19 protein-coding genes are annotated in these 18,445 nt (G+C 31.7%); 11 read left to right on the top strand and 8 right to left on the bottom strand.

Translation table 11 applies throughout. From position 1 onward, the window contains the following. Nucleotide 1: 1 nt before the first annotated feature. Both QZ143_RS00895 and QZ143_RS00890 read right to left on the bottom strand, forming a co-directional pair. On the bottom strand, nt 2-1,207 hold the full coding sequence (locus QZ143_RS00895) for a YcaO-related McrA-glycine thioamidation protein (RefSeq protein WP_292606378.1): 1,206 nt from the start codon (nt 1,205-1,207) through the stop codon (nt 2-4). Next, nucleotides 1,208-1,849 (bottom strand): site-2 protease family protein, encoded by a 642-nt coding sequence (locus QZ143_RS00890; RefSeq protein ID WP_292880313.1) that lies wholly within the window; start codon nt 1,847-1,849, stop codon nt 1,208-1,210. It abuts the gene before it with no gap. 40 nt (nt 1,850-1,889) lie between these two features. On the opposite strand from QZ143_RS00890, the gene QZ143_RS00885 reads away from it, so the two are divergent. The 3 genes from QZ143_RS00885 to QZ143_RS00875 all read left to right on the top strand — a co-directional run bounded on the left by QZ143_RS00885 (nt 1,890) and on the right by QZ143_RS00875 (nt 4,143). Further along, entirely contained in the window at nt 1,890-2,918 is a 1,029-nt protein-coding gene (locus tag QZ143_RS00885) for a M24 family metallopeptidase (RefSeq protein WP_292880342.1), read from the top strand. Nucleotides 2,919-2,976: 58 nt separating this feature from the next. Continuing rightward, complete coding sequence (locus tag QZ143_RS00880; protein WP_292880310.1) at nt 2,977-3,198, top strand: hypothetical protein; 222 nt, start codon at nt 2,977-2,979, stop codon at nt 3,196-3,198. A 174-nt stretch (nt 3,199-3,372) separates the two neighbouring features. Next, entirely contained in the window at nt 3,373-4,143 is a 771-nt protein-coding gene (locus QZ143_RS00875; RefSeq protein ID WP_292880307.1) for an ion channel, read from the top strand. A gap of 31 nt (nt 4,144-4,174) precedes the next feature. Here QZ143_RS00875 and QZ143_RS00870 read toward each other — a convergent pair whose 3' ends face one another. Further along, the gene (locus QZ143_RS00870; protein WP_292880304.1) at nt 4,175-5,356 is read right to left on the bottom strand and encodes a cytosine permease; all 1,182 of its coding nucleotides are present in this window, start codon (nt 5,354-5,356) and stop codon (nt 4,175-4,177) included. 215 nt (nt 5,357-5,571) lie between these two features. Here QZ143_RS00870 and QZ143_RS00865 point away from each other — a divergent pair, with 215 nt between their 5' ends. The 3 genes from QZ143_RS00865 (at nt 5,572) to QZ143_RS00855 (ending at nt 8,465) form a co-directional block, all read left to right on the top strand. Next, nucleotides 5,572-7,005, top strand: coding sequence for a TrkH family potassium uptake protein (locus QZ143_RS00865; RefSeq protein WP_292606783.1), 1,434 nt, complete (start codon nt 5,572-5,574; stop codon nt 7,003-7,005). Nucleotides 7,006-7,350: 345 nt separating this feature from the next. Continuing rightward, on the top strand, nt 7,351-8,277 hold the full coding sequence (locus QZ143_RS00860; protein ID WP_292606785.1) for a type II secretion system F family protein: 927 nt from the start codon (nt 7,351-7,353) through the stop codon (nt 8,275-8,277). Further along, nucleotides 8,277-8,465 carry a class III signal peptide-containing protein gene (locus QZ143_RS00855; RefSeq protein ID WP_292880301.1) on the top strand — a complete coding sequence of 63 codons (189 nt, stop codon included), beginning with the start codon at nt 8,277-8,279 and terminating at the stop codon, nt 8,463-8,465. The genes QZ143_RS00860 and QZ143_RS00855 overlap by 1 nt, the downstream gene beginning before the upstream one ends. 14 nt (nt 8,466-8,479) lie before the next feature. On the opposite strand, the gene QZ143_RS00850 is transcribed toward QZ143_RS00855, so the two are convergent. The 3 genes from QZ143_RS00850 to QZ143_RS00840 are packed head-to-tail and all read right to left on the bottom strand — an operon-like array spanning nt 8,480 to nt 11,383. Continuing rightward, entirely contained in the window at nt 8,480-9,112 is a 633-nt protein-coding gene (locus QZ143_RS00850; protein WP_292880298.1) for a 4'-phosphopantetheinyl transferase superfamily protein, read from the bottom strand. Next, nucleotides 9,105-10,964 carry a PP2C family protein-serine/threonine phosphatase gene (locus tag QZ143_RS00845; protein ID WP_292880295.1) on the bottom strand — a complete coding sequence of 620 codons (1,860 nt, stop codon included), beginning with the start codon at nt 10,962-10,964 and terminating at the stop codon, nt 9,105-9,107. Before QZ143_RS00845 ends, QZ143_RS00850 begins: the two co-directional genes overlap by 8 nt. 41 nt (nt 10,965-11,005) lie before the next feature. Continuing rightward, complete coding sequence (locus QZ143_RS00840; RefSeq protein ID WP_292880292.1) at nt 11,006-11,383, bottom strand: ATP-binding protein; 378 nt, start codon at nt 11,381-11,383, stop codon at nt 11,006-11,008. A gap of 380 nt (nt 11,384-11,763) precedes the next feature. On the opposite strand from QZ143_RS00840, the gene QZ143_RS00835 reads away from it, so the two are divergent. Then, a complete protein-coding gene (locus QZ143_RS00835) occupies nt 11,764-13,176 on the top strand; it encodes a lactaldehyde dehydrogenase (protein WP_292880339.1) in 1,413 nt (470 codons plus the stop codon). A 91-nt stretch (nt 13,177-13,267) separates the two neighbouring features. Here QZ143_RS00835 and QZ143_RS00830 read toward each other — a convergent pair whose 3' ends face one another. Then, entirely contained in the window at nt 13,268-13,990 is a 723-nt protein-coding gene (locus QZ143_RS00830) for a tRNA-binding protein (RefSeq protein ID WP_292606795.1), read from the bottom strand. 160 nt (nt 13,991-14,150) lie between these two features. Between QZ143_RS00830 and QZ143_RS00825 the strand changes: the two genes are divergently transcribed. From QZ143_RS00825 to QZ143_RS00810, 4 genes are all read left to right on the top strand, one after another. Continuing rightward, nucleotides 14,151-14,555 carry a PRC-barrel domain-containing protein gene (locus QZ143_RS00825; RefSeq protein WP_292606798.1) on the top strand — a complete coding sequence of 135 codons (405 nt, stop codon included), beginning with the start codon at nt 14,151-14,153 and terminating at the stop codon, nt 14,553-14,555. 65 nt (nt 14,556-14,620) lie between these two features. Next, nucleotides 14,621-15,385, top strand: a complete 765-nt coding sequence (locus QZ143_RS00820; protein ID WP_292606800.1) for an aspartate dehydrogenase — start codon at nt 14,621-14,623, stop codon at nt 15,383-15,385. Further along, on the top strand, nt 15,385-16,098 hold the full coding sequence (locus QZ143_RS00815; protein WP_292880288.1) for a tRNA(His) guanylyltransferase Thg1 family protein: 714 nt from the start codon (nt 15,385-15,387) through the stop codon (nt 16,096-16,098). Before QZ143_RS00820 ends, QZ143_RS00815 begins: the two co-directional genes overlap by 1 nt. 8 nt (nt 16,099-16,106) lie before the next feature. After that, nucleotides 16,107-16,775, top strand: a complete 669-nt coding sequence (locus QZ143_RS00810; RefSeq protein WP_292606804.1) for a Mov34/MPN/PAD-1 family protein — start codon at nt 16,107-16,109, stop codon at nt 16,773-16,775. Nucleotides 16,776-16,831: 56 nt separating this feature from the next. Here QZ143_RS00810 and serA read toward each other — a convergent pair whose 3' ends face one another. Then, nucleotides 16,832-18,406 carry a phosphoglycerate dehydrogenase gene (serA, locus tag QZ143_RS00805; protein ID WP_292606806.1) on the bottom strand — a complete coding sequence of 525 codons (1,575 nt, stop codon included), beginning with the start codon at nt 18,404-18,406 and terminating at the stop codon, nt 16,832-16,834. Nucleotides 18,407-18,445: the final 39 nt, after the last annotated feature.

Raw genomic sequence — 18,445 nt, 5'->3', positions numbered from 1 at the left:
ATCAGACTTTTAAAAATCTATATCCTGCTCGACTTGGGTCAATTGTGTAAAGTTCCATTTCTGGAATAACTACTCTAACAACACTTACATCAAGTTCCGGCCTTGTTAAATTGCTGTATAATATTTTTTGAATATCATTGGATACTAACTCGTCCTTAACGATTTCAATATCTCTTGTTATTGATGATGTGCTTTTATTCTCAATATCTGATAATTTGATTTGTTCTTCTTCGTCTCTAAAATAAAATTTATTAATTCTTTTCATTCGTTCATAACCTGCTTCACGAGCAAAATCCGCTCTGACAGTGTCTTCACGAGCTCCGTTGATTTGTGTTGCTCGACTTTGTGCAACTTCTGTAAGAGCCCTTAAAATTGCAACTTCCGGGTCCAGATGAGTGCCCATTCCTAAAGTCAGAAGTCCAGCATCTTTTGTTATTGTGTCATCTGCAGAAGCAGCTATTGTAGGAATTTTAATGTCTGCAGTAAAGTCCATTAATTTAATTTTAATGCCTTCACTCTCAAATTTTTCAATAATGTCGATAATGATTTCATTTTCAATGCTGCTTATATCGATTTGGGCATAGTTTTTATGGGTCAATTCAAAAATGCTCCATGCATCTCTTTCAATGACTTCAAAGATTCCATGCAGGATTGCTTCTTCCAAGATATTTCCTGAAGCAAGGCCATTGGTATTTGATTTAAATAGGCTTTGTGAGTCATCTTTAGAAATATATGGGTGGTAAATCGCATTTGTCGGAATATAATATTCCCTATTTGAAATAAGGTCTATTGACTTACTCCATTCAAGACTCAAATCACTAATGTCTTTTTTCTCAAATTCCTTTGGTAAATTTAAGCTTTTAGGATCAATGTATTCTCCAAACTCTTCAATTTCAGACAAACTTGCAATAATGGTTTCATCGATGTCTTGTCTTTCGGCAGAATATCTCTCAAAGCCTTCCATCATTGCAGATGCTTTTGCATGATCTTTGGTTATTCCTTTTCCTCCGTATATGCTAACCGCACCATCTTCAGCAGTTGGTCTGATTGCAGTATATATTGGAAGGCCGATTCTGTCTAAATCAGTAATATCTGCAATACGTGTTATTCCAGCTACTTTTAACTTATTTTCATTGATTTCAATTGTTTTGCTTGGAGCAATTACTCTATGTGTTCCTGTAAAATATGTGATTTCTTCGCTCATAATCTAAAATCCTAAAACTGTCCTTACCATGATTTCAAAGCTCATTGTCATAGGTAATGCTGTCATAATACCTGCAATGGCTATTGTTACAATCCAAATTCCAACATTCCATCTTAAAACTTTGGACCCGTCAAGGTTTCCAATAGGCAATAGATTAAACACTGCCAAGAAACTGTTGATTGAATATCCTAAAGCACATATTTGGTATATTAATAATGAAGTCTGTGAAGTAAATGCAGATCGATATACCAAAGTTGCAACAATAAAAAATAATGCTGCCAAGACAATATTCACAACAGGTCCTGCAACGGATATTTTACCATTAATTTCATCTGTCATGTAATTTGCATATGTGTAGACTGCACCTGGGGCGGCAAATACGAATCCAAAAAAGGAAGTTATGAGTGCAAATATCAATCCTTGTGGCCATAATTTGAATTCTGCCCAGTATCCATACTTCATTGATACAAATTTATGTCCAAGCTCGTGTAAAATAAAACCAAGCCCCACACCAACCATAATCATTGGAAGTATAGCCATTAAAGCAGCCATATCTCTTCCGGTATTTGCGATACCGAAACAAAGAGAAATAACGACAAATGCAATAAATAAATCTCTTATTTCACTGCTTGTAAATTTTAACATAGTTTTAAAATATCTAATTTTATATATAAAGTTTTTTCTAATATTAATCATGGACTTACATATAGATAATATTTTAAAAGATTTGGAAAAGGATGATATTCAAGCTTATTTATTGACTCAATTTACTAATGTTGAGTATATTTCAAATTATAAACCAACCAGCTTTGCTTTTTGTATTATTAAAGAAAATCCAATTATTTATGCCTCAAAAATGGATATGGAAATAGCCAACAAAAACTCTAAAATAGAGGTTAGGGAATTTGAATCATTTGATGTGATGCTTGGTGAACTTAAAAATGATGGAATAAAAAATTTAGCCATTGAGCCAAGTTTGCCCTATAGCACTTATGAAAAGTTCAAGGATGATTTCACAATATCTTCCAAAAATTATGTTGATAAGCAAAGAATGATTAAAACACCTTCAGAAATAAGCAATATCGAAAAAGCAACTGAAATTGCACAAAATGCTTTTGTTAGTTTGGATATTTTGAATCGAAATGATTGTGAGAACACTGTTGCATTTGATTTGGTAAAAGCGATGATTGAAAATGGTGCCTCTAAGGAATCCTTTGACACTATTGTAACTAGTGGGGCTAATTCAAGCCTTCCTCATGCAGTTCCTCAAAATAAACAACTTGAACGGCCAATATTGATTGATTGGGGTGCAATTTATAATGGTTATTGTTCGGACAATACTCGTACGATGGTTTACAGTGAATTTCAACATGAAATTTGGGATATCGTAGCTGAAGCCCATGACAAAGCGATTAAATCCATAAAACCTGGAATTAAATGTTGCGAGGTTGACAAGGTTGCCCGTGATATTATTGAGGATTATGGTTATTGTGATAAATTCATTCATTCAACTGGTCATAGTTTAGGTCTTGATATCCATGAAACTCCTGGTTTTTCAATTCGTGATGAAACAATTATTGAGAAGGGAATGGTAATAACTGTAGAACCTGGAATTTATTTGGAGGGGGAATTTGGAGTTAGGCTCGAAGACACAGTTTCAATAGACAAACAGGCAAATATTATTGGGAATTTACCTCTAATGATTGATGAATAATATTAAATATTATTAATGATATAATTTTAATTATTATTAGATTAAATATGGGATTTTTATGGATACTGATAAATTGACACGTGCTGTGTGTTCATTTTTTGTACCGGGTCTTGGACAGCTAATGAATGGTGAGATTGGAAAAGGTTTGGCAATATTAATAATATTTATTGTCTTATGGATTGCTCTTTTATCATTGGGCATTATTATTGTTCAAACTATTTTTGGCATAGTTGTTAGGTTGTTTGCAGCTTATGATGCATATAATTATGATGGATTTTAAACTTCTTGGATTGTAGGCAGGATTATTTCTTGCACAATAAAGTTTAAATTTCTATTCCTTTTTTCCTATTATTTTCTAATTTCATGTTTTTTTTTGCATGTTATTGAATCATATGATAATGATGGTTGGTACGGGTATTTAATAGTTAAATAAGATTAGAGAGTAGGTGGAATATTGAAATTAAATAATGTTATGCACAATCTGTTAAATGCTTTGATAATTATTGATATTATATTAATTTCAGTGTCACTATTTGTGCCGAATAATATTTTTCCAGTATTGTACTTTGACATTTTTGTTTGCATATTGCTTTTAATTGATTGGGTAAAAGACTTATATAACTCCAATCCAAAATCGGATTTTTTAAAAAAACCTAGTACTTGGGTTTCATTAATAGCATCAATTCCATTTCAGGTTTTGCTGCCTGTCATTATTCCTGGTGTTAATCTTTTAAGGTATTTCAGACTTTTAAAATTACTTAGGGTTCTAATATTATTTGATAAGTTCTTTGATGGTTTGGAAAATTTTGTAAAAAAGAGCAATCTACATATAATATTGGCAGGTGTTTTTGTGACTATAATTTTATTCACTGCCATATTTCATACATTTGGCTCATCATACACTCTTTTCGATTATTTTTATTTGGTTGTAGTAACTATTACAACAGTGGGTTATGGAGATATTGTTCCTTTAACATTTGCAGAGAAAGTCATTTCAATCTGTTTAATCGTAACTGGGATGTTTGTATTTTCATTGACCACTGCAGGAATATCTTCATTTTTAACAGATCGTTTACTTAAAAATGATATTAATGATATAACTTTAAAAGATGTCAAATCTGATTTGGAGAATATTCATAAGGAAAACATGTCATTAAAAGAGGAAGTTCGATATTTAAAAGATGAAATTCACGAGTTAAAGGATTTGCTAAATAAAAAAGATTAAATCCCTATTAAATGATTTCTCTTAGTCATGGTTAATATGTTGATGTTTTTTTAACCAATACTGGTGCATATGCTAGTAATGCAGATACGATAATGGACAGTAGTGTAGGTCCAAAGAAGATGGAATCATATAATCCTGCCAGTTGATAAACAAGGAATCCCACAAACCATGAAAAAATATTCCATTTCCAATTCATAACTTTATTTTCATCAAAATAGAATGATACCAATAACACTGCTGCCATTGGTGCAAAAACAGATGAGATGAGATAAAGAAAACCAATGTAGTGATTCATTATTCCGGAAATTGCAATCAATATGCTCATGGCACTAACTATAACTCCAACTATTTTTGGGTCTAATTTGTTGTAAATGGATTTTGCGGATTCTCCTGCAGAATTAGTTGCAAGGAAGTTTGTTGTCACGGTTGAAAGTACAAGAATTATGACTCCAGGTGTTCCAAGACCCATGAGAAGTATTGATTGTGCAATGCTGGTGGACCCCATTCCAACAATCCCTATGCCTATAAAGTACATCCATAAGCTTGCAATTGTGTATGCTGTTGCAGATGCTGCTGTAGCTTTCACTGGCTTTTCAACATCTTTTGTGTAGTCGGATATTACTGGCAGCCAAGAAATTGGCATTGCAATTGAAATTTCAAAAATATTCCAGAAGCTTAGTGTATTTGAAACGCCAAAAATAGTATGTGTTCCAGCCGATGTGCTGGTTAAAAGCAATTTGGCAGACATCACAACTAATAATGCAATTAATACTGTCATGACTCCTGTTGTTAGTTTTGATGAACGCTGAAGTCCTATATAAACCCATATTGCAACAAGTACTGCGAGAATTGCTGATGTCATTTCAAATGAAATCGGCAAATTTAAGCTTACCAGTGCAAGTGCGCCTTGAGCATTCAAAACGGCTACCCATGCAATTAACTGCATTACATTCAATGTTGCAAAAAATTTGGATCCATACTTGCCAAAAGCGGATTTGGTTGTCTCCATTGCATTAACCCTAAGTCTTGCACCAATAAATCCTATGAAAAAGAGTAATATTCCGCCAAGTATGTGTCCAAGAACTAATGGAATCCACAGGGAATCAAAAGATGATGCTGTTGCAATCTGTATGCCTGCTTCTATTTCAGAAACGGATATTGCAACTCCAAACCATATCAATGCATTTGTAAAAATTCCTGTGCGATTTTCCATGTTATAACTTCCTATAATGATATTATCAAACTTACTATATATAACTTGTGTTATATTTCAATAATTTTGGCTTATTTGTTTATGTATATAAAAATTTGCTCATAATTATTTGAATCTTATTCCTATTTTTGATATTTTTTGTAAAACTCATTTTACTTAAATATTTATATATTCATTTATTCAATATTTAAATGATTAATGTAGTGGGTGGATATATGCGATATATTAATAAACAGGATTTGTTGATTGTTGCTAGAAACTGTGGATTATTGATGATTGGTATTGGAGCAATGTGTTTAGTTCCAATAATTATTGATTTGATATTTTTGGAGTTTAATGCGGTTTATTTTCTAATGCCTGCTACTATATCAATTGTTGTTGGTTTGATTTTCATAAAAGGATTGGAAAAATATTCAATTAATAAAATACGTATGAAGCATGCCATGATGATATCGTCTTTGTCTTGGATTTGGGCATCTTTTATCTGTGGATTGGTACTTTATTTTGTAACTGGTATAGGCATCGTTGACAGTATTTTTGAATGTATGTCTGCATTAACTGGCAGTGGAATTACAATATATCCTGATGTCGAAATTCTACCATATAGCATACTATTTTTTAGAGCACTGCAACAATGGATTGGTGGTTTGGGAGTAATTGTTATGATAATTGCTATTCTAACAAAACCTGGTGTCATGTCATCCAAACTATATCAATCTGAAGCTCGTGAAGAGAGAATTAAACCATCAATAAAAGCCACAATCAAACAAATCATCAAAATTTATTTAATATTTACTGTTTTGGGAATTGTTTTATATTCTCTTGCTGGAATGCCTCTTTTCGATTCCATTTGTAATACATTTTGCATTATTTCCACTGGTGGTATGAGCGTAAAAAATGCGAATATTGGATTTTATCAAAATGACCTGATATATTTCATTACAATTTTTTTGATGATATTGGGTGCAACAAGCTTTTTGGTTCATTATAATATTATCAAGACACGGGGAAAGTCATTAATTCAAGATATGCAGTTTAAAGCATTAATCTCTTTGATTGCGGTTTCAACTTTCCTGATATATGTAACATCCAATATTGTTCCTATGGACAATCTGTTTACGGTAGTTTCTGCCGTTACAACAACTGGGGCAAGTATTCAAAGTGCAACTGTCATGGGTGGGTGGCCACCATTTACGATATTCATTATAATGATGTTAATGCTTATTGGGGGTTCTACAGGATCTACTGTCGGTGCACTTAAGTTGATGAGGGTTATTACCTTTTTTAAAGGAATATATAGAAATTCACGTGAAATATTGTCTCCAGTGGGTAGTGTTGTTCCTTTGCCGAAATCCGACCAAAAGCTCACTGAAGAAATTGTAGCGCAAAGTGGAAATTATATAACACTTTATTTCATGTGTATTTTAATCACTTGGTCGTTATTAAGTTTATATGGTCATGACCCTTTTAATTCATTGTTTTTCACAATGTCCATGCAGGGTAACGTTGGTTTGGAAATAGGACAAATTTCACAAACAATGGAATGGCCATTAAAGATTATCGGCATGTTTAATATGTTGAGTGGAAGATTGGAAATTTATCCTTTATTGATTACTATGAGGGCAGTATTTGAAATCTTTAAAAGATGAAGTTTTTTCAATATTTTTGTCATGATGTTTTGGATATGATATAAAAGTGATTTAATATGTGTTCTTATGAAATCTTTTAAAACAATGGGTATGAGGTATAAATTGTTTAATTTGTTCTATTCTTTTTTTTGAGTTTTGTCTAAAACAATTTTTTAATTCTTATGCATCGTAGATATTGTCTCTTTTTATTTTATTACCTTTTTTCCCAATTGGATTAATTCATTTAAGTGTTATTTCATTTGACCAAACATTTTGTTTAATTGGTATGAATTCTTGTTTTCATTCTCTATTATTGCTTTTGAAAATAACCAATACTTTATATTATATTAAACCAAATTTTATTTTATGAAATTTAAAATAATTGATGATTTAGCAATATTTTTCGACAATACTATTCCTGAAAAGTATTTGTCCAAATTACAGGAATTTTTACTGAGTGGGGCTATTTTTACTGATGCAACTAAAGTTTTGGCAATGATTGTAATTTTCATTATAATCTCTGAAATTGTTTTGGCATTAACATTGGCAGTTCTAAACTTTCCGGTGTCACTATTGATTTTACCATTTTTCGTAATTCCTGGCCTTTTCACATATGTTATTGTCCAACAGGAAAAAAGAGCACAGGAAATCGAAAAAACTGCACCTGACTTTTTAAGGCAACTTTCAAGTATGCTGCAGGTCGGACTCAGTTTTGAGAATGCAATGGAAGACATGTCACAGTATGGGGAAGGGCCGCTCTATGATGAAATGAGAAGGGCAATCGTTGAAATTCGTATGGGTAGGAATTTTGATGATGCATGGCAAGCCATGGCAAAACGTCTAAAATCTAAAGAATTGGAGCGAATTTTTAACATTATTTTAGATGGTCGTAAAAGTGGATCAAGCGTATCTGGAGTACTTTTTGAGGTATCGGATGATTTGAGGGACTTGCTTGCATTAAAACGTGAGAGGAAATCAACTGTAATGATGTCAGTCATGTTCCTTTTAATTTCGGCAATTGTGGCAACTCCTTTTGCGATAGGTATGGTTGGAGTTTATTCTGGGTTTATGCAAAATTATGGTATGGAATCAGAAATTGTTTTGACTGCTCCTGTAGCGGGCGAGATTTATTTGATTATTCATTCTATTTTGGTAGCTTTCATTATCAGTTTGATTATGTATGGCGAGTTTAAAAAAGGAATTAAGTTTTCACTTCCATTGGTGTCTGCATCTTTTGCTATTTTTTATATGGTAACAACATTCGGTGGAAGTATGTTTGTGGGGGGATTTTAGTGGATGAAAGCGGTCAAACGTCTGCAGAATTTATATTACTTTTTGGAGGAATAATGGTTGTGGTTTTGCTGGCAATTTACATGTATAAAAATTATATGTCTGATTTAAGCGGACAAATAGATTCAAAAGAAGTAAAAGAGTTTAATAATGAGTTAAGAAATCTCGAGAGATACTTTAAAAAAATTTGATTATTCATTTTTAGTTAATATAACTCGTTGATTGGATAATTATGGATATGATTAACATTATAGTGACTTGCGATACCTATTTTATATTCTTCAATACTAAAAAGATTAAACTTAAGATTATCTTTATCATTTTTAAGTTTAATGTCTTCACTCATAAGTATTTCAAAGCTGTCAAGGTCTAAATTAAATCCTAAACCAGTGTATTTCATATAACTTTCCTTCAAAACCCAATAATTGAAGAATTCATCAATTGGTTTTGGGGAGTTCATGATGTTTTCATATTCGCTGTTGAAGAAATAATGTTTGGCTATATTTAAATCAATTGTAGGGTCATTAAATTCGATGTCTGCACCTACAGGTTTATCGGATATTGCACAACAAATCATGTTTCTCGAATGACTTACATTAAAATGGATATTATCATAGTTGGATATGTATGCTTTACCATATTTTTCAGTTTTGATTATGGGATCGGTAATGTTTTCTTCATTCAGTAATTTCATAACCAAAAGATAAACTCCGCAGCTGAGTTTTTTGTCCTTATCAAATCGGTAAAAATCGATTTTGCTCTTTCGATTAGTTGAAACTAATTCATAACCTCTTTTCAAATCAAGGTTTTCTACATTGGTATAAGCTAATTTAATCATGTTTCTCTAAAATTAACAATGTCATATCGTCAAATTGTTCTTCATTTTCACTAAATTCGTCAATATCATGCATTAATTGGGATATGATTTTTTGATCTAATTTACGTGAATTTAAAAACTCAATTAGGCGTTCTTCACCATACAATTCTTCATCATGATTATTTGCATCAGTAATTCCATCAGTGTATAGAACTAACCCTTTTGCAACGTCAGTTTCTTCTGTTACAAATTCATAATTTTCCATAATGCCTAAAACAATTCCAGTATCTGTATTTAAAAATTTAAATTCTTTATTTTGATATATTATTGGTGGATTGTGTCCTGCATTTGAGAATTTAAGTTTGTTGGTTTTTTTATTAAAAATTCCTAACCATAATGTTATAAACATCATTTCGGTGTTATTTTCACATAGTTGGTTGTTAAGAATATATAATGCTTTTGCAGGATCTTTTTCAGTTTTCAATATTAGTTTTATTATTGCTTGAGTAATAGTTGAAAGAAGAGCTGCAGGAACTCCTTTTCCTGATGCATCACCAATCACCACGGCAACATGTTCATCATCAATTTCGTAATAATCGTAAAAGTCACCACCAACTTCTTTAGCTGGTTTTGAAAATCCAAAAACACTCAAATATTCTTCATCCATTTTTTCAGTTGGCCAGCTTGCTTTTTGGATTTTTTCTGCAATTTCAAGTTCTGCTTTAATTCTTTCTTTTTCACTTTCAATTTTATGAATATTTTCGATATAATGGTTATTGTACTTTATTAAATCAGTATAACTTCTTGCAAGCAGTCCAATTTCATTTTCTTCATCAGTATATTCAGAATAAATATTAATCAGACCATCAGATTCAATTTTTTCTCCTTTTTTAATGAAATCTTTTATTTTTGAAAAGGATATTGTTGGTCGGATAACCTTACGTTCCACATATCTTAAAACAATTAGGCACGGGATGAAGAAAAACAAGGAAAGTGCATCTGCGAATACTAATAGTATCACAAAGGCATCCGAATTAGGAACAGGGAGATACTCTATAAGCACATATCCAAAAGTAGTACTTTCGGATATTGTCATTGCAAAGATTAAAATAATTAGTGTTACAATAAGAAATGAATCCATAATTTTTTCAAGAATAGATGTGAAGTTAACCTGATGAATTTTTGAAGTCATCGGTTTTGTGAAAAAAGAATATAACAAAATCAAAACAATCATTGTTTCACACATTAGAATGTGGTGGGAATCAATCTTTATTGTATAATCTGCAATTATGATAGTTGCAATAGAAATGATTAATAATAAAACAATTGCTAAATATAATTTTTTATTCAATTTTCTATTTGATAATTTTGGGGTATGAATAAAGTTGATTTTTCTGGAAATCCATATTCCAATAACACCAAATATGAATCCAAAGTTGACATAGTTTAAAAAGTATCTAAAAAATATGTATGAGCTTGAAGCTAATCTAGGATATGTGATTATGAATAATATTTTGGTGAGTATTCCATACAATACTCCAGATAACAGTAGCAAAACTAGAAATTTAGATAAATAATGCGTATTGATTAGCCTAGGACTTATAATTTTTGATTTTTTGTGAAATGGTTCGTACCATAACATATATGACAAATATGAACTTCCGAAAGTAACCAGGGCAGATATTATCATTGTTTCTAGAGAATAACCCCTAATTGAATCACAAATCATATTCCCAATAGTTGCACCAGCTGCTCCGTAGGGTCCAAGCAACAATCCACAAGCAAATATCAAACCTAAATATGCATTTAAACCAGCACCAAAATTTTGTGATCCGCCAACATAATAATAGGCACCCAAATCTAGAATAATCATCAGTATTAAGGGTATTAGAGTTTTTTTTAATTTTGATTTCATTATTCCACTTTTTTAATAATTTTCAGATGATTTTCACCATTTTTATATTCATAATGCAAGTCATCTGCCATCTGTTTTGTTAAATATATCCCTAATCCGCCAATATTTGCATCATCAATATTGTCTGGGAAGTCAGGATTTTCTTTTAAAAGGGGATTAAATTCTATTCCATTATCAATAAATACTATTGTTAATGTCGAATCGTCATAGTCAGCATTGACTTTAATATAATCACTATTGGAATAATTAACGATATTTGCAAAAATCTCTTCAATAATCAATTCAATTTGAAAGTCCTGTTTTTGAAGAATACCTTCAATAAATTCATTTAGTTTATATAATTCTTTGATATCTAAATTTAGGGTTATGGATTTCATTTTATCATAGTTATTGTGCTAAGTTTTTCATTATTTTATAATATGTGTTCCACTATTATTAACTTTATGCAATTTTTTGAAAATTTGTTAATCATGATGTTGTCTAACTTATGGATTTTTTCATTGTTTTCATATTTTCTATGATTTCTTCAAATATTTCTGATGCACTTTAAATAGTTAGAATATCTAAATTATAATTGACAATGAAAAGGTTTCTAAAACTTTTTCAAAGGTAAAAGAGGGTTAATTAATTAAATAATTGTCAAACCTTTTGGAAGATGGAATTCAAGGTAATGCATGCTCTTTAGAGTCAAATGTTTCAGAGTGAGAATCATTAATTTCCATAGGGTGGGAATAGTTATATTTTTGGTTGTGATATGATGGATATGTTAATAGGTGGAAAGCATATTTCCAGTGAAGATTTGGTTGATGTTGTAAATCCCTATAATGGTGATGTAATTGATACAGTTCCAATTGCACATAGGCAAACTGCAGATTTAGCTATTTTGGAAGCTAATAATGCTAAAAGTTTTCTTCAAGAAATGTCTGCTTTTAAAGTTTCAAATAAATTATTCAATGTTTGCGATAAATTAAAAGATAATCGTGAGGATTTTGCAGAGTTACTAACTCTTGAAGTTGGAAAGCCAATAAATGAATCTCTTGTTGAGATGGACAGGTCTATTGAAACATTAAAACTTGCAGCCGAGGAGGCAAAAAGAATTTATGGTGAAAGTGTACCTTTGGACGCAGGTCTTAACGGTAAGGGATTTTTTGCCTTCACTCAAAAAGTTCCATTGGGTGTTGTTGCAGCCATCACTCCATTTAATTATCCTTTAAATTTAACAATTCACAAAATTGCACCTGCAATTGCATGTAAAAATACGGTAATCATAAAACCCCCAACAGAAGCACCATTAACAGTAATGAAATTTGCGGAATTGTTAAATGAAGAGTTTCCTGATGGTGTTGTAAACACTGTAACTGGATATGGCTCTGAAATTGGAGATTATCTGGTAACTTCTGATGATGTTAATAAGATATCGTTCACTGGAAGTGTAACGACCGGATTGATGATATCTCAAAAAGCAGGAATGAAAAAAGTTACTTTGGAACTTGGTGGAAATGATCCATTGGTTGTTTTAAAAGATGCAAATATAGATAATGCAGTTAAAGGTGTTATTAATGGGGCTTTTCTAAATGCAGGTCAGGTGTGCATGGGTGTTAAAAGAATAATAGTTGATAATGAAATAGCAGATGAATTCTGTGAAAAATTGGTTTTGGAAACAGAAAAATTAGTCATGGGAAATCCTTTGGATGATTCAACTACGTTAGGCACATTAATTAATGAAAAAGCTGCAATTCAAGTTGAAGAAAGTGTAAACAATGCTGTTAATGGTGGTGCAAAAATATTAACTGGTGGAAAAAGAGATGGTGCTTTTTACCAGGCAACAGTGCTTGACAATGTCACACATGATATGGATTTAGTTATTAATGAAACATTTGGTCCTATTGCACCGATTATTCGTGTTAATGGGGTTGATGATGCTATAAAAATGGCCAATGATACTGAATATGGTCTTCAAGCTGGTGTATTCACTGAAAACTATTATTCTGCAATGAAATGTGCAAATGAAATCGAAGCCGGAACAGTATTTGTTAATAAGCAGTCAACATTCAGAACTGATAACATGCCGTTTGGTGGATTTAAAAATAGTGGTGTTGGAAAAGAAGGAATAAAATATGCTGTGGAAGAAATGACAAAAACCAAATTAATTGGTTTGAATTTAAGATGAACTTCTGGCATATTTCATTATTTTTTTTTGATTTTTTTTTTTACTATTAATGGCTTATTAATTTGGTGGTGCTGAAAACAAATTATTAAAGCTATTTTAAATAATTTTCAACAAGGTTACGTGTTTCGTTAAGGGATTCCATTGGTATGCCCTTTGGCATTGCTCCAAGTTCGCCTTCAACGTCTTTGAGGATACTTCCATTCATTCCTAAAAACATTCCTTCACTTACTATGTCGCTGAATGCTTGTGGTGGGAGCAGGGAGACTCCAACTTTATTGTCGTCTTTAACATTCAAATCATTAGTTACAACTGTTATGGCTCTTTTTCCAAGGTTAACATTACATAACATGAGATTGTCATTTTTAGGATGTTGTGTAACGCTCATTACTTCTCCAACTTTAATGTCAATGCCCATGATTGGATCATTAATGGGACCTAATGCCAAACGCTCTTTTAAGCCGATGATGGTGTCAAGGAAAAATCTGACCTTCGCAATATTTTCCTGTGTTTTTTCCTTTTCGTCCTTTGGAGCATTGCTTAAAAACTTTTTATTCCAATCGTCTCCGCCTAAATATTCAATAATCTTTAAAGCCTTTTCTTTTAAGCTAGCAACATCTGGTGAGTTTACCAATTCGTCACCTTCCAGATAGGAATATGTTAATGATTGGAAATCACTATTCATCTGTTTTCCTAAATCAATAGCTTGTTTTTTATTCCAGCTTCCTCTAAATGAAGCTGTTGGAATTAGATTTAAATAATTTTCTCTTGCTTTGCTTGCTACTAAAATTCTATAATCTTTAGTTGTATCCCACATTTGAAGTCCTCTTTTAATTCTAACTAATATTTTAATTTTATAATTTAATAAATTTTTTGTAAAAAAGCGATTTAAAACATTTAAAACATAAACTATTTATATTAACAATAAAATAAATTTATACATATTTAATTTAATTATTATTACTTGTGGTGTAAACATGGTAGAAGTTTCAAAATTACGTAGTTTAGAGATTTATACAAATACAGGACATTATGTAGGGCGTGTTGAAGATGTTGTTCTTAATATTAGGTTAGGGACTATTTCAAAATTGCAAGTTAGGGCTATTGAGCAAGAAAGAAAACCTGCTGGATTCATGAATTCATTTTTAGGCAGTATTCGTGGGGAAGTGCCTGAAGAAAATGATATGAGGTCTTTTCAAAATGATGTTTTGACTGTTGATTTTGATAAAGTTCAAGCTATTGGGGATATTATGTTAATTAACCCAAGGGATATGAAAAAAGTAAATGCAGAACCACAAATCCCTGAGCCTGTAGTTCCAAAACAACCTGAAACTGAACCACAAAACGAAACTCAAGTCCAATTTGATGCTGAAAGATTATAATTAATCTTTCGCCAGTTCTTTTTTTTATAATTTTTATTAGATTTACATTTTATAGTGTGATTTTTATGAAAGTAGGTATTATAGGCTGTGGAGCCATTGCTAATATTATAACAACAAGCATTGTTCCAGAGAATAATGGTATTGAAATTGCATACTTCTTTGACAAAGATATTGAAAGAGCGGAAAACCTGGCTTCACTGGCTGGCGGTGTGGCTGCGCTTGATTTTGATGAAATGGTAAAAAATGTTGATTTGGTCCTTGAATGTGCTTCACCGGATTCTGTTAAACATTTTGCACCTAAAGTTTTAGGACAAGGTCGTGACATGATTATCATGAGTGTTGGTGCATTTATGGACATTGGATTTTATCAAAAAATAGAAAAAATCGCTAAACAGAATAATGCTAAAATTCATTTGCCGTCTGGAGCTATTGTGGGTTTGGATGGGATTAAAGCAGTTGCTAAATTTGGTTTAAAGGAAGTAAGCCTCGTTACCCGTAAATCTCCAAAATCTTTAGGTAAAACCATTGACAAAGAAGAAGTTTTATTTGAAGGAAAGGCATCAGAAGCAGTAAAGGAATTCCCATTAAATATCAATGTTGCTGCAACAATCAGCATTGCCTGTCAAAGGGACATTGATGTAAAGATAATTGTAGATCCGAATGTTGACAGAAATGTTCATGAAATTACTGCAAAAGGAGATTTTGGTGAATTTAAAACAACAACAATGAATTATCCTTGTGCGGCCAATCCAAAAACCAGTATGCTGGCGGCACTTTCAGCAATTAGATTGCTTAAAAGTTTTAATGAAACTATCAGTGTGGGAATGTAATGAAAGATTATGAAGTTTATTCGTCTTTGAAAGTCCCTAAAAACTCAAAAATCATTGTCAGGCTTGATGGTAGAAGTTTTCATAAGTTGGCTGATGATTTGAATTTAGTTAAGCCGTATGACGAGAATTTCTATAAGGTCATGGCTGATGTTTGTAAAGATTTGTTTAAAGAGTTTTCTCCAAGTTTTGTTTATACTTTTTCAGATGAAATAAGCTTGCTTTTAGATAAAATTCCTTTTGATGGAAGAATCGAAAAAATCAATTCTGTAATTGCCAGTTTCACTGCCAGTTCATTTGTAATGCATTATGGGGAGGATTTTAAAAAGCCTCCTGCTTTTGATTCAAGAATCATTCCAATTGCTAATGGGGATGTATTAAAATACTTTAAATGGCGACAGGATGAATCCTGGAAAAATTGCATTGCATCACATGGCATTTATTTCCTTAAATCTAAATATTCAAATAACGAAGCTAATGATAAAATAAATGGGCTTAAGTCAAGTGATATTCATGAATTATTGTATCAAAATGGCATTAATTTAAATGATGTTGAAACATATAAGAAAAGAGGAATTGCAGTATACAGGAAAAGTAAAAAAATAATCGGATTTAACAAAAAAGAAAATAAGGAACAAATTTCATATAGGACTTATGCTTACGTTGACTGGGATGTTCCAAAATTTAATGAAGAATTTTTTGAAAATATTATTTAGGTGAAAAAATGGGCTTTATTTCAAAAATTTTTGGAAATAATGATGAAGAATTTAATGAAGTTCGAGTAGATAGGGAAGTTCTAGAATCTGTAATCTATTATGCTAAGAAAGCTTATCCAAATGAATTTTTAGCTTTTTTTGATGGTGAAATAAATAATAAAATACTTTATATTACTGGTCTGATTTTTGTTCCTGGTGAAACCTGTGAAACTGGTGCTGTAGTGCATACTGAAATGATTCCTATGAATACAAAATATTGGGGATCAGTTCACTCACATCCAGGTCCTAGTGCAAGCCCATCTGATGCCGATTTGACAACATTTTCAAAAAATGGTTATTTCCATATGATTGTTTGCCTCCCATATTCTTTGGCGACATTTAAAGCTTATGACAGGTATGGTAATAATCAGGATTATATTATTGGGGATTATAGTTATTTGATTGAAGATAAATCTGATGAATTCTTTGATGAAGATGATGTCCTAAATGATAATGATGAGTTTAAGCCAGGACTTCTTGACGAAGACGATGATGAATTTTTCACAACTGATGATACTTTTGTTGACCACTATGAAGAATATGAGAAAAGAAACTTAAACAATAATCCTCAAGTAATAAAAATTGAAATCAATTCTGATGGTAGTGTGAAAAGAATTTATCGCGATTTTAAAAAATAGTCTTATTTTAAAAAAAATAAAAATAAAAAACAATAATGGTGAAAATCGTTTTTTATTTATAATTCAAGCCCAATAGCTTCGTAAACATTGTTCAATTCTTGGATTTCTTTGATGACATTTTGTGGAATTTCTTTATCTAAAGTTAAAATCATAATAGCTCTTCCACCTTGTTCATCTCGTCCAACTTGCATTATTCCAATGTTTACTTGGTGTTCTCCTAATTTGGTGCCAATACTTCCGATACTTCCAGGAACATCTTCGTATTTTGCAATAAACATGTGTCCTTCTGGAATAACGTCTACCCAATAATCATTTACTTTTAAAATTCTAGCTTCGTGTAAGTTTGTACCTTCGGCTGAGAATTTATCTTTTGAACTTTTAGCAGTTACTTTGATTAATGAGTCATATCCTTTAGCATTATTTCTTCTTCCTTCAGTAACGCTGATTCCTCTGTCTTTAGCAACAAGAGCAGCATTGACAGCATTTACTGGAGAACTTAAGAATGGATTTATTACACCTTGGAGTACAGTTCTTGTTAAAATTTCTAAATTATCAATTTCAGCTAATTCTCCACTGTAAACAATCTCAACTTCTTTAATTTTACCGTTGACAGCTTGAGATATGAAACTGCCTAATTTTTCACATAATTCTAAGTATGGAGATACTTCTTTGTATGTTTTATTGTCGATACGTGGCATGTTCAATACATTTTGAGGTGTTCCACCTTTGAACAAATCAATTATTTCATCAGCAACAATAATTGCAGCATCTCTTTGTGCTTCTTTAGTTGAAGCAGCAATGTGTGGAGTTAATACAATGTTGTCAAGTTCGAATAATTTTGAATCTTCAGCTGGTGGTTCTTCTTCATATACATCCAATGCAGCTCCACCAATTTTGTTGTTGACTAAAGCATCATATAATGCATCTTCATCAATAATTCCACCACGGGCACAATTTGTAATAAATGCAGTATCTTTCATAATTTCAAATTGTTCTGTAGAGATTAAATGTTTGGTTTCAGGGGTAAGTGGTACATGAATTGTGATGAAATCTGCATTTTTAAGCACAGTATCCAAGTCGGTTAATTCTACGCCCATTTGTTTTGCAACTTCTTCTGGTAAGTATGGGTCATATGCCATTGCATCCATTTCAAATGCTTTACATCTGTTTACAACTTGGGAACCGATTCTGCCCATTCCAATTACACCGAGAGTTTTATTTCTAAGTTCAACTCCCATGAATTTTTTCTTTTCCCATTTTCCATCTTTAACAGATTTATCAGCAATGGATAATTTACGAGCCATTGTAAGTAATAATCCCATAGTATGTTCTGCAACAGTAATTGATGTGGATTCTGGGGAGTTTACAACCATAATACCTTTCTCGGTTGCAGCATCGAGATCGATGTTGTCCACTCCAACACCAGCTCTTGCAATGATTTTCATGTTGTCTGCTTTTTTGATAATGTCAGCAGTAAGTTTTGTCCGGCTTCGGACAACAATTCCATCGTATTCATGAATGGTATTAGCTAATTCTTCAGGAGTGATGCTGGTATCAACAACGACTTCAGCTACTTCCTTTAAATTTTCAATACCTTTTTCGTTAATAGCGTCAGCAATAAGTACTTTCATTTTTTCACCATAATAATTGTTTTTAGAATGAATATTTAA

Origin of the sequence: Methanobrevibacter sp. UBA188 (assembly GCF_905234905.1) — an archaeon.
GTDB lineage: Archaea > Methanobacteriota > Methanobacteria > Methanobacteriales > Methanobacteriaceae > Methanocatella.
This window is presented reverse-complemented; position numbering and strand designations above follow the sequence as displayed.

What these genes read in the sequence shown, in the direction of transcription:
- QZ143_RS00835 (WP_292880339.1), top strand. Translation starts at nt 11,764, where the DNA reads ATGGATATGTTAATAGGTGGAAAGCATATTTCCAGTGAAGATTTGGTT.
- QZ143_RS00810 (WP_292606804.1), top strand. Translation starts at nt 16,107, where the DNA reads ATGGGCTTTATTTCAAAAATTTTTGGAAATAATGATGAAGAATTTAAT.
- QZ143_RS00845 (WP_292880295.1), bottom strand. Translation starts at nt 10,964, where the DNA reads ATGATTATTCTAGATTTGGGTGCCTATTATTATGTTGGCGGATCACAA.
- QZ143_RS00865 (WP_292606783.1), top strand. Translation starts at nt 5,572, where the DNA reads ATGCGATATATTAATAAACAGGATTTGTTGATTGTTGCTAGAAACTGT.
- QZ143_RS00815 (WP_292880288.1), top strand. Translation starts at nt 15,385, where the DNA reads ATGAAAGATTATGAAGTTTATTCGTCTTTGAAAGTCCCTAAAAACTCA.
- QZ143_RS00840 (WP_292880292.1), bottom strand. Translation starts at nt 11,383, where the DNA reads ATGAAATCCATAACCCTAAATTTAGATATCAAAGAATTATATAAACTA.
- QZ143_RS00870 (WP_292880304.1), bottom strand. Translation starts at nt 5,356, where the DNA reads ATGGAAAATCGCACAGGAATTTTTACAAATGCATTGATATGGTTTGGA.
- serA (WP_292606806.1), bottom strand. Translation starts at nt 18,406, where the DNA reads ATGAAAGTACTTATTGCTGACGCTATTAACGAAAAAGGTATTGAAAAT.
- QZ143_RS00820 (WP_292606800.1), top strand. Translation starts at nt 14,621, where the DNA reads ATGAAAGTAGGTATTATAGGCTGTGGAGCCATTGCTAATATTATAACA.
- QZ143_RS00890 (WP_292880313.1), bottom strand. Translation starts at nt 1,849, where the DNA reads ATGTTAAAATTTACAAGCAGTGAAATAAGAGATTTATTTATTGCATTT.
- QZ143_RS00825 (WP_292606798.1), top strand. Translation starts at nt 14,151, where the DNA reads ATGGTAGAAGTTTCAAAATTACGTAGTTTAGAGATTTATACAAATACA.
- QZ143_RS00850 (WP_292880298.1), bottom strand. Translation starts at nt 9,112, where the DNA reads ATGATTAAATTAGCTTATACCAATGTAGAAAACCTTGATTTGAAAAGA.
- QZ143_RS00880 (WP_292880310.1), top strand. Translation starts at nt 2,977, where the DNA reads ATGGATACTGATAAATTGACACGTGCTGTGTGTTCATTTTTTGTACCG.
- QZ143_RS00860 (WP_292606785.1), top strand. Translation starts at nt 7,351, where the DNA reads ATGAAATTTAAAATAATTGATGATTTAGCAATATTTTTCGACAATACT.
- QZ143_RS00830 (WP_292606795.1), bottom strand. Translation starts at nt 13,990, where the DNA reads ATGTGGGATACAACTAAAGATTATAGAATTTTAGTAGCAAGCAAAGCA.